The 7400-nt window shown below is 73.0% G+C and carries 9 protein-coding genes and 1 pseudogene; 5 read left to right on the forward strand and 5 right to left on the reverse strand.

The window, feature by feature from the left end:
• Positions 1-22: 22 nt before the first annotated feature.
• From HMPREF3086_RS17165 to HMPREF3086_RS17180, 4 genes are all read right to left on the reverse strand, one after another.
• A complete protein-coding gene (locus HMPREF3086_RS17165) occupies positions 23-1477 on the reverse strand; it encodes an amidase (RefSeq protein ID WP_061229903.1) in 1455 nt (484 codons plus the stop codon).
• 70 nt (positions 1478-1547) lie between these two features.
• Positions 1548-2378 carry an SDR family NAD(P)-dependent oxidoreductase gene (locus HMPREF3086_RS17170; protein WP_083324510.1) on the reverse strand — a complete coding sequence of 277 codons (831 nt, stop codon included), beginning with the start codon at positions 2376-2378 and terminating at the stop codon, positions 1548-1550.
• 40 nt (positions 2379-2418) lie between these two features.
• On the reverse strand, positions 2419-3147 hold the full coding sequence (locus HMPREF3086_RS17175) for a sulfite exporter TauE/SafE family protein (RefSeq protein WP_061229904.1): 729 nt from the start codon (positions 3145-3147) through the stop codon (positions 2419-2421).
• Positions 3148-3202: 55 nt separating this feature from the next.
• On the reverse strand, positions 3203-3679 hold the full coding sequence (locus HMPREF3086_RS17180; RefSeq protein ID WP_061229905.1) for a nuclear transport factor 2 family protein: 477 nt from the start codon (positions 3677-3679) through the stop codon (positions 3203-3205).
• Positions 3680-3760: 81 nt separating this feature from the next.
• On the opposite strand from HMPREF3086_RS17180, the gene HMPREF3086_RS17185 reads away from it, so the two are divergent.
• The 4 genes from HMPREF3086_RS17185 to HMPREF3086_RS17200 all read left to right on the forward strand — a co-directional run bounded on the left by HMPREF3086_RS17185 (position 3761) and on the right by HMPREF3086_RS17200 (position 6114).
• Complete coding sequence (locus HMPREF3086_RS17185; RefSeq protein WP_061229906.1) at positions 3761-4339, forward strand: TetR/AcrR family transcriptional regulator; 579 nt, start codon at positions 3761-3763, stop codon at positions 4337-4339.
• Between the two features lie 74 nt (positions 4340-4413).
• On the forward strand, positions 4414-5010 hold the full coding sequence (locus tag HMPREF3086_RS17190; protein ID WP_061229148.1) for a 1-acyl-sn-glycerol-3-phosphate acyltransferase: 597 nt from the start codon (positions 4414-4416) through the stop codon (positions 5008-5010).
• Between the two features lie 97 nt (positions 5011-5107).
• On the forward strand, positions 5108-5548 hold the full coding sequence (gene arfB / locus HMPREF3086_RS17195) for an alternative ribosome rescue aminoacyl-tRNA hydrolase ArfB (protein WP_061229184.1): 441 nt from the start codon (positions 5108-5110) through the stop codon (positions 5546-5548).
• Positions 5549-5709: 161 nt separating this feature from the next.
• On the forward strand, positions 5710-6114 hold the full coding sequence (locus HMPREF3086_RS17200) for a four-helix bundle copper-binding protein (RefSeq protein ID WP_070723154.1): 405 nt from the start codon (positions 5710-5712) through the stop codon (positions 6112-6114).
• Positions 6115-6169: 55 nt separating this feature from the next.
• Here HMPREF3086_RS17200 and HMPREF3086_RS17205 read toward each other — a convergent pair whose 3' ends face one another.
• On the reverse strand, positions 6170-6646 hold the full coding sequence (locus HMPREF3086_RS17205) for a hypothetical protein (RefSeq protein WP_129591153.1): 477 nt from the start codon (positions 6644-6646) through the stop codon (positions 6170-6172).
• Between the two features lie 208 nt (positions 6647-6854).
• Here HMPREF3086_RS17205 and HMPREF3086_RS19165 point away from each other — a divergent pair.
• Positions 6855-7400, forward strand: a pseudogene (locus tag HMPREF3086_RS19165) (hypothetical protein); the annotation flags it as partial.

Genomic DNA, 7400 nt, shown 5'->3' on the forward strand with positions numbered 1-7400 from the left:
CCCGCCGCCCCGCGCAGCCCGCTCACCACCCGGCGTACCCGGGCGCCACGCGCTGCCAGGGCGCGGCGGCCTCGAGCTGCCCGCACAGCCGCAGCAGCAGGTCCTCCCGGGCGTAGTCGGCGACCAGCTGCACGCCCACGGGCAGGCCGCGGTCGTCGGCGCCGAGCGGCAGGGAGATCGCCGGCTGCCCGGAGAGGTTGAACATGCTGGTGCAGACGGAGAACGCCGAGGACCGGGTCCACATCGACCCCGGGTCCCTCACGTCGAGGTAGCCCAACTCCGGTGTGGTCGTGGGCAGCGTCGGCAGCATCAGCAGGTCCACGCCGTCCGGCCCGAACTGCTCGGCCACGCGCCAGCCGGTCCGGTGTGCGGTCTGCAGGGCCCGCGCGACGTCGGTCGCGGAGTGGGTCATGGCGTTGTCGAGGATCACCGTGGTCCAGGGCTCGATGTCGTCGTCGTCGAGCTCCCTCCCCAGCGCGGCGAGCCGCGCGTCGACGGTCGCGCGCAGCTGGGCGCCCATGATGGCACCCACCGCCGACATCACCTCCATCACGTCCAGGTCGAGCTCCACCTCGCGCACCTCGTGGCCCAGCTCCCCCAGGAGCGCGGCGGTGCGGTCGACGGTGGCGGTGCACGCGGGGTCGGTGGGGAACGGTCCGGGCGCGACACGCAGCATCCCCACGCGCAGGCGGCCGGGGTCGGCGCCGACCTCGTCGAGGAAGGGCCGCGGCGGCGTGGGGGCCCCGTAGGCGTCGCCGGGGCGGTGGCCGGCAACGGCGTCGAGCAGCGCGGCGCTGTCGCGGACGGTCGTCGTCAGAGCGTGGTGGTAGGACAGGGGCGACGACAGCGCGTCGGGGTGCGGCCACGTGGGCACGCGGCCGCGGCTGGGCTTGAGTCCCACGAGCCCGCACATCGCGGCGGGGATGCGGATGGACCCGCCGCCGTCGGTGCCGTGGGCGACCGGGACCATGCCCGCGGCCACGGCCGCCGCCGATCCGCCGCTCGACCCGCCGGTGGAGTGCGCGGTGTCCCACGGGTTGCGGCACGGCCCGTGCAGGAGCGATTCGGTGGTGGTGGTCTTGCCCATCTCGGGCACGTTGGTCGTGCCGAGCACCACCATCCCGGCGGCCTTGTAGCGCTGGACCACGGTGCTGTCCACGTCGGCCACGACGTCGGCGAACAGCCGTGAGCCGTCGGCGGCGGGCAGGCCGGCCACGTCGGTGCCGAGGGCCTTGATGACGATCGGCACGCCGCGCAGCGGGCCGTCGGGCAGCCCGGCCTCGACCTCGGCGCGCGCGGCGTCGAAGCGCGTGGCGACCATCGCGTTCAGCTGCGGGTCGAGGGCCTCGATGCGCGCGATGGCGTCCTCGAGCACCTCGGCGGCGGTGGTGGCGCCGGAGGCGATGTCGGCGGCCAGGGCGAGCGCGTCGCAGCCGGGGGTGTCGGTGCCGCCGGTGGCGGCGGGGGTGTCGGTCATTGCGGGGGCCTTTCGGTGCGGGGCGTCAGGCGACGGCGGTGGGTCGGGGGTGACGGCGACGACGACGAGGTCAGCCCCAGCGCGACTGCCCGCCATCGAGCGGGATGGTCGCGCCGGTCAGATACGAGGCCTCTGCCGAGCAGAGCCAGGCGACGGGTCGGCCGATGTCGGCGACGGGGTCACCCACCCGGCCGGCGGGGATGCCGGCGATGAACTCGGCGGCCTCCTCCGGGTTGTTGTCCATCCACCAGTCGAGCCCGGGGCTGTGGGCGTGGGGCGCCACGTTGAGGGCGCGGATGCCGTCGGCGGCCCATTCGTAGGCTGCGGCGCGGGTCAGGGCGCGGACCGCCTCTTTCACGGCGGCGTAGATGCCGTAGTTGGCGGCGTCCCAGCGCACGGCGGCGGAGGTGACGAGGTTGATGACGGTGCCGCCGCCGCGCTCTGCCATCTCGGGGCGGGCGAGCTTCATGAGGCTCAGCGTGACGCGGGGGCCGCCCTCGAAGGCGGTGCGGAAGTCGTCGTCCGGGTAGTCGGACAGCGGCAGGGGCATGGCCATGTTGGCGTTGTTGACGAGGATGTCGACGCCGCCGAGGCGCTCCACCGCCGTGGAGATGATGGTCTCGGGGGCGTCCTCGGCGATGATGTCGGCGGCCAGGCATTCTGCGGTGCCGCCGGCGGAGCGGATCTCCTCGGCGACGCGCTCGAGCTTGTGCATCTTGCGGCCGACGAGCAGCACGGCGGCTCCGGACTCGGCGAGGCCGAGCGAGATGCCGCGGCCCACGCCCTGGCCGCCGCCGGTGACGATGGCGACCTTGCCGGCCAGTCGGGTCGAGGTGTCCTGGGCCGGGGTGTTCTGGCTCGCGGTGTTCTGGTTCGCGGAGCTCTGCGGTGTGTCGGTCATGGGGTCCTCCGTGGGTGGTGCGGTGACGGGTGGGTGGCGCTCACGCGGTGACGATGGTGAGCAGGCCGGCGATCACCACGAGGACGATCACGGCCGAGCGGAACAGGTGGGTGGGCAGGCGCCGGGCGATCGCGATGCCCAGTTGGTTGGCCGTGACCCCCGCGACGACGCACGCCGCGAGCAGCGGCCACAGGCCGGGCAGGTCGATGCCCGTGCCCGACCACAGCAGCGCGAGCGAGACGATGCTCGTGATGACGAAGTAGCCGGCGAGGTCCGCGATGAAGCTCATCGGCGGGATCTTCGCGCGGCCCAGCAGCAGGACGACGGGTGGGCCGTTCAGCGAGGTGGTGGTGGAGAAGTACCCGCCGATCGCGCCGACCGCGGCGGTGATCGCCGCCGACGGCGGCCGGGCCTCGTGCCTGGTGGGCAGCGCCATGGCGAGTCCGCACAGGATGGTGACCGCGCCGGCGGCCGGCTTGAGGTGTTGATCCGGGAGCAGCGTGACGGTCTGCACGCCCAGCCAGGCCCCGGGCACGGACGCCGCACCCAGGACGGCGACGCGCCGCCAGTCGATGTGCTCGCGCAACTGCACGGTGACGCCCACGCGGGTGATGAGCGCGACGACCAGGTTGACCACCACCGTCTCCGCGAGGCCGATGCCCGCGGTGAGCATGAGCGGCGTGGCGATGAGCGAGGTGCCGAACCCGGTGGCGCCGCCGATCACCGAGGCGGCGGCCACGCACAGCGCGGCGATGACGATCAGGTCCACTCGTCACCGTCACGGCCGTCGGCTGCGCTGCCGGTCCGGGCGGTCTGCGCCGCCGTCACTTCTCGTCGGCGGGGGCCAGGTGGTTGTCGTTGAGCCGGAAGCTGGGCACGTCCTTGAGGTTGATCATGGCCTCGTAGGTGCGCTTGTAGCCGGTGCGGGTGATGACCCAGCGGCCGTCGACGCGGGCGTAGGCGTCGTCGTAGAAGGCGCTGCCGAAGATGAACGTGTCGTACTCGGGCACGATCACGCGGTCCTGCAGGTACCAGCGGCCCGTGGCGGTGTCGCCGTCGATCTCGATCTCGGGGTGGTGGGCCTGGTGCTCGGTGATGACGCCGTCGGTCATCTGCTGCTGCAGCCCGGCCACGACCTCGTCGCGGCCGGTGTAGCTCAGGCGCTTGCCGTAGGAGGCGGTGACCTCGGGGGCGAGGGTCTCGGCGAGCTCGTCCCACAGCCGGAGGTCGACGCAGCGCAGGTAGCGGTACTTGAGGGCCTTGATGGCGTCGATGTCGTCGCGGCGGTCGGGGGTGCTCATCGGCGGGGCCTTTCGCGTGGGTAGGGGCGCGGGTGTCGCGCGCAACTGCTGCGACTGTAGTCAGTTGTGTACAGTTTGGGGATGGAAACCGGGAAGAACACCTCCGATGCCCGCCCGACCGGCCGTGACGAGGTCCGCTCGGCGGTCATGCGCGAGGCCCGCCGACTCCTGTCGGAGCGCGGGCCACACGTCCCACTGCGCGACATCGCGGACGCGGCGCAGGTGAACCTCGGGCTCATCCACCGGCACATCGGCCGTAAGGACGCGCTGATCACCGCGGTGATGCAGGACGCGGTGCGGTTCGGCGCGGCGCGACTCGAGAACCTCGACGACGCTGGCGAGGCCGTGCGCGGGATGCTGCTCGGCGCCTCCTCACGCCCGGAGATCAGCAGGCTGTTGGCGTGGCTGGCGTTGGACCGCGATGCCGCGTTCCCGCCGATGCTAGATCCCTCCCAGCGGCCGGCCGCCGCGCTGCGCCGGATGAGCTCTCCCCCGCCGGCCGGTGACGTCGAGCTGCTACTGGCGTTCACTGCCGTCTACGGGTGGCCGGTGTTGCGCGGGGCCCTGCTCGACGCGCTCGATATCCCCGAGTCCGAGCGCGACGGCATCGACGAACGCCTCGCCGATTTGCTGGCCAGGGTCGTCACCGGCGAGCGCTGAACTCGCCGTCACCGCCGCGAACCCCGCAGCCTCATCCCTCAGCCCGCGCCCCCTCGTTCACCTAGGGTGGCGGGGTGATCCGTTCCCTTGCCGCTCGCCTCTTCTGGCGCTTCAGCCGCTGGACGCTGTCCACCAGCCCCGGCCCGGATCGACCGACGATCCTCCTCGGCGCCCCACACACGTCCAACTGGGACTTCGTATTGATGCTCGGCATCGCATGGCGTCTGGGCATCGACGTTCACTGGCTGGGCAAGGCCAGCCTCTTCTCCGGCTGGCGCGGGCCGCTCATGCGGGCGCTCGGCGGGGTCGCCGTGGACCGCGGGAGCCCGGCCCGGGTCGTGGAGGACATGGTCCGGCAGGTCCACGCCGGAGAAACGTTCTGCCTGGTCATCACGCCGGACGGCACGCGCAGTGGGCACTCACGCTGGAAGTCCGGCTTCTACCGGATCGCGCGGGAGACGGGCCTCCCGGTGACGCTCGGGTACGTCGATCGGGCCACCATGACGACCGGGCTGGGGCCCACGATCGAGCTGACAGGCGACGTCGCGGCGGACATGGACCGCATCCGCGCGTTCTACGCGGACAAGGCCGGCTTCCACCCGGACAGACGCGTCGAGCCGCGGCTGGCCGACGAAACCCGCACGCGGGACGTGGAGCAGCCCGACCCCTGAGTGTCGCCGCACGCCCGGGAGTCCGGTGAGGCCCGGTGAGGCCAGGTGCGGCCCAGTCGGCCCACCGTCCCGCGCCCCTATGCGGGACACTGACGTCATGGACGACCTGCGAGTCCCCCCGGGGCCCGGCGCTTCCCGCGGTCTCGTGATCCCGACCGGAGAACTGCTCGAGCGGTTCTCCCGGTCGTCGGGCCCGGGCGGGCAGCACGTCAACACCGCCGATTCGCGGGTCCAGCTCAGCCTCGATCTCGCCACGACGACGGCCCTGGACGAGCCTCAGCGCACCCGGGCGCTTCAGGCGCTCGCCGCGAGGTTGTCGGGCTCCGTCCTCACCGTGGCCGTGGAGGAGAACCGCTCCCAACGGCGCAACCGCGCTACGGCACGGCAGCGACTCGCCGACCTGCTGCGCGACGCCGTGGCGCCGCCGGCCCCCAGGAGACCGACCAGGCCCACCCTCGGCTCGCGCCGCCGACGACTCCAGCGCGAACGTCGACGCGCCGAAATCAAGCGCAATCGCCGACGCCCCGACCTCGACTGATCGCCTTCCACGCGCCCCTCGCCGAGGTGCGAATCGGTGCCTGCCGGCGAACCCCGCATACCCGACGACATAATCGAGCTTCCGTTACTGCCGGACGTCCTCGCGGATTCCACCGCGAATGCCGGCCTTGACACGACTGCCCACAACGGTAGCGTGGGCATATGAGCACTTCCGAGATGATCAGGTCCCATCCGAATCCGACCGGCGGGCTCGACGTGGAGCTGCTCGCCGAGGCCCTCGAGGCCTCCGCGGCGTGCGCGACCATCTGCTCCTCGTGCGCTGACGCCTGTCTGGCCGAGGAGTCGGTCGCGGATCTGCGCGACTGCATCCGCACCGATCTCGACTGCGCGGCCGTCTGCGCGGCCACCGCGGCGCTGCTCAGCCGCCGGACCGGCAGCAACCTCGAGGTGGTCAAGGCGCAGCTCAGCGCGTGCCGAACCGCGTGCGCCGCGTGCGCCGACGACTGCGAGCAGCACGCCGACATGCACGAGCACTGCCGGCTGTGCGCCGAGGCGTGCCGTCGGTGCGAGAAGGCGTGCGCTGACCTCCTCGCCGCGATCGGCTGACCGGCCGCCGACTCAGGCCCTCGGCGGCCCACCCCGCCGGCTCAGCGCCCGGCCCTCAGCTGCCTGCGGCCCTTGCCAGCGACTCCACGATCCAGGCGCCCCACTCCGGCGACTCGACCCCCACCCGGATCACGCGGCCGTCGTGGAGGTGGAACGCGACGCAGGTCGAGGAGTGTCCGGCGTCGATGAAGATCTCGCCGTCGCGGCGCAATGATCCGCGGTTGCCCCACTCTCGGCCGATCGGCGTGACCGCCTCGACGTGCACGGACCTGATCTGTTCGGCCGGGATGCGCCTGCGCCACAACGGGAACAGCGCGATGCGGACGGTCCCGTCATCGGCGGAGATCGTCGTGCCCCCGGCCCAGTACACCGCCACGGCAACCGCTCCCAGCGCGAAGAGGACGAACGCCGGCACCAGAGCCACCTGCCCGGCCAGCGCACCCGCCACGAGCGCCACCAGCGGGACCATCGCCAGCGCGGTCACGCCCCAGCGGTACGCCGTCGGCAGCCTGTTCCCGTACACCCTGTCCACGAGGTCGACCCTAGCCAGTCCCGGACGGCCGTCGGTCAGTACTGGACGCCCACTGACTTCCGTTCTCCCAGTTCAGCCCCGAGTCCCGCTGGATAGTGAGGTAACGCTTACCGTCCGCGCGCCGATGTAGAGCGCGGGAGAGGGGACGGTTCGATGTCTCCCGGATGAGCACCCGCCGACCGGCGCGGGTGCCTGGCGAGGGGGCACGATGATCGGTTTCCGGCGGTCCGGCGACAGATGGCGGGTCGGGGCGGGGCGCCGCGACACCGTTGACACGCTCGCCGCCGACACCGCGCGGGGCGACGGCGTGACCGACCCGCCGCCCGCCTCCCCGTCGTCCGACTCGACGTCGCATGCGGCGCTCGGCTGGACGATGGTCGCGGTCGCGGCGGTGGTGCTGGTGTTCCTGCTGGCGCCGTTCGGCCCGCGGGGCGCGTCGTCGGCCATCGATCCGGCCACGTCCACGGGCCCCGATGCGCCGCTCGAGTCGACGAGTCCTCGGACCTGGGTCCTGTCGTCCACGGTCGTCACTTCGTTGCCCGCCGACGACGCAGCGCCGGAGCCCGGGCTCGACGGCACCGACGCCACGGGCGAGCGCCCGCCGCCGTGGATCATCCGGGTGCCGCGGACCACTCCGGCCGGCCAGGCGGATCACCCCGCCACCGCCTCGACCGCCTCCGCACCCGCGACCGCCGGCCCGCCGACCACTCGAGCATCGGCGCCCATCCCGGCCGCGCCCACCAGCCCGGCGGGC

Origin of the sequence: Dietzia sp. HMSC21D01 (assembly GCF_001815995.1) — a bacterium.
GTDB classification, from domain to species: domain Bacteria; phylum Actinomycetota; class Actinomycetes; order Mycobacteriales; family Mycobacteriaceae; genus Dietzia; species Dietzia cinnamea.

What these genes read in the sequence shown, in the direction of transcription:
- HMPREF3086_RS17165 (WP_061229903.1), bottom strand. Translation starts at nt 1,477, where the DNA reads ATGACCGACACCCCCGCCGCCACCGGCGGCACCGACACCCCCGGCTGC.
- HMPREF3086_RS17170 (WP_083324510.1), bottom strand. Translation starts at nt 2,378, where the DNA reads ATGACCGACACACCGCAGAGCTCCGCGAACCAGAACACCGCGAGCCAG.
- HMPREF3086_RS17180 (WP_061229905.1), bottom strand. Translation starts at nt 3,679, where the DNA reads ATGAGCACCCCCGACCGCCGCGACGACATCGACGCCATCAAGGCCCTC.
- HMPREF3086_RS17185 (WP_061229906.1), top strand. Translation starts at nt 3,761, where the DNA reads ATGGAAACCGGGAAGAACACCTCCGATGCCCGCCCGACCGGCCGTGAC.
- arfB (WP_061229184.1), top strand. Translation starts at nt 5,108, where the DNA reads ATGGACGACCTGCGAGTCCCCCCGGGGCCCGGCGCTTCCCGCGGTCTC.
- HMPREF3086_RS17200 (WP_070723154.1), top strand. Translation starts at nt 5,710, where the DNA reads ATGAGCACTTCCGAGATGATCAGGTCCCATCCGAATCCGACCGGCGGG.